This is a genomic window from Caballeronia sp. (genome assembly GCF_049581465.1).
In the GTDB taxonomy this organism is placed as follows: domain Bacteria; phylum Pseudomonadota; class Gammaproteobacteria; order Burkholderiales; family Burkholderiaceae; genus Caballeronia.
This window is the reverse complement of record NZ_JBAUSA010000311.1, coordinates 1-1,917: the sequence shown is the minus strand read 5'-3', so window position 1 is coordinate 1,917 and position 1,917 is coordinate 1. Positions and strand designations below refer to the sequence as shown.

Here is a 1,917-nt window from a genome sequence, read left to right as displayed (position 1 = left end):
TGCTTGGCCAGCTCGACAAAACGAGACACGACCGGTGCGTGTGCGACGTCCCCTGTGTCTGATCCATCACTCGCCGGCACGCCCTGCAACGCGTCGAAATAGCCACGCCACTCTTGCGAAACCGTGTCCGGGTCGGCAAGGTATTCCTCGTATTGTTCCTCGACATACGGAGCATTGCCTCCAAACAGGAAGGAGGTATTCCGATTCTCTCTCATCATGATGACTCTGTCCTCAGCCGGGCTTATGCCCGATATCTGCCACGAATTTACCCAAGGCAGCACCCGTCGCCGCCTTGGCCAAGCCAATGCTTTCACAGGTACACGAAGACAAAGATCCAAATGCGACAAGAGGCAAGGTTCCCTGCCATCCAGTTCGCGTCAACTTGTGCAAGACCGCGTGACTCTTGCCACCAGGTCCCTGTGCCCGCCAGGACCAGCAATCTCTTGACCGCTGGTAGGAGCAGTCTACGTTTTACGGGTTTGCACTGACGCTCTAGCTGTGACGGTTTAGGGACATTTTCTGCTCGTTTTCGGCCATCACGTCCAAATTTCCAGAATTTCGTGTATTTAGAAGGAAAAACAGTTTTGCCACGCAAAGGCTCCGATTCCAGAGGTGCGATAGGTAGTACTAGACATCGGAGTTGGGGAACGTCACACCGCAGCCGAACCACGAAACATTCTTTCGAGAAGGCGCGGGGTTTCGCGAACAAGCTCGTCCATCAATTCGCTTGCCTTTTTGTGGCGGATAAGTGATGTCGTCTGGCCTGCGGAGAATGACAGATATTCATAGCGTTTCTGCTTAAGGGCGGCTGCCTGCAGTTGCTTAACGAACCATGCTTCCACTGGATACGGCGGGATACTCGATCCGGTAAGGTGGATCTCGTCGATGAAATCGCTTTGGATGTTTCTCGCGAGCCGCCCCGAAATCGCCCTCGACAGTTTCGTATTTTCCGCATGCGCAGAAAATAGCGCTTTGCGATGCGGGTCACTCGCGTTCGACTCGTCACAAGCCAGGAAAGCAGTTCCGATCTGGACGCCTTGGGCACCGAGCGCGAACGCTGCTGCGATACCTCGAGCGTCTACGATTCCGCCGGCGGCGACTACCGGTAGCCTCACGTTGTCCACGACCTGCGGGATCAGAGACATGGCGCCCGAAAGTGAGTCCTCTGCAGACTTGATGAACGAGCCGCGATGACCGCCAGCCTCCGAGGACGAAGCGATGATGCAGTCGACGTCAGCCAGCTCAAGTGCCTTCGCCTCCTGGACCGTGGTCGCGGTGCCCATTATGGTGATCCCTCGCGAACGACATTGCTCCAACACCCAGTCAGGCGGAACTCCATACACGAAGCTCACTGCTGGAGGGCGCGCCTCGAGCGTTGCTTCCATTTGTTCGCCAAAATCCGGGGCAAACCTCTCAGGAAGCGGTGGTACTTCAAGTCCAAGATTCTCGAAGTGCGATGCAAGCATTGCCTGGATCTTTCCGGCCATAACAACATCGTCAACTTCCGGGATGCTTCCAGGTGTTGAAACCCAGAGATTGACTGAGAAAGGACGTTCGGTCGCTTTCCGGATACGTCCGATGATTGTCCCGATCTCATTGGCTTCTACAGTCTGCAAGCCAAACGAATCAAGGCCGCCGGCGTTCGAAACCGCAGCGACGAGGTCAACCGATGATCCGCCGCCGCCAAATGGCCCTTGAATAATTGGATATTCAATGCCCAAACGCTTTGAGATAGCTGTTGCGTTCCACATCCTCGATTCCTCTCATAAATAAGTAAGCACGCTAAACCGTCATCGGATTGGGTTTGGACGGATCGAGCTTGTACTTCTTCAGAGCCTGCGCGACCACCTTGCGTTCAATCGTTCCCTCATCCGCGAGCGCTTTCAAAGCCGCAACAGCGACCCAGTAGCGGTCCAC

The 1,917-nt window shown here is 55.3% G+C and carries 2 protein-coding genes; both read right to left on the bottom strand.

All coding sequences use genetic code 11. From position 1 onward, the window contains the following. The coding region (locus tag WCA53_RS07745) for a 2-oxoglutarate dehydrogenase E1 subunit family protein (protein WP_423907626.1) at nucleotides 1-218 on the bottom strand (218 nt) is incomplete at its 3' end. A gap of 432 nt (nucleotides 219-650) precedes the next feature. Then, entirely contained in the window at nucleotides 651-1,751 is a 1,101-nt protein-coding gene (locus WCA53_RS07740; protein WP_423907624.1) for an NAD(P)H-dependent flavin oxidoreductase, read from the bottom strand. Nucleotides 1,752-1,917 lie beyond the last annotated feature (166 nt).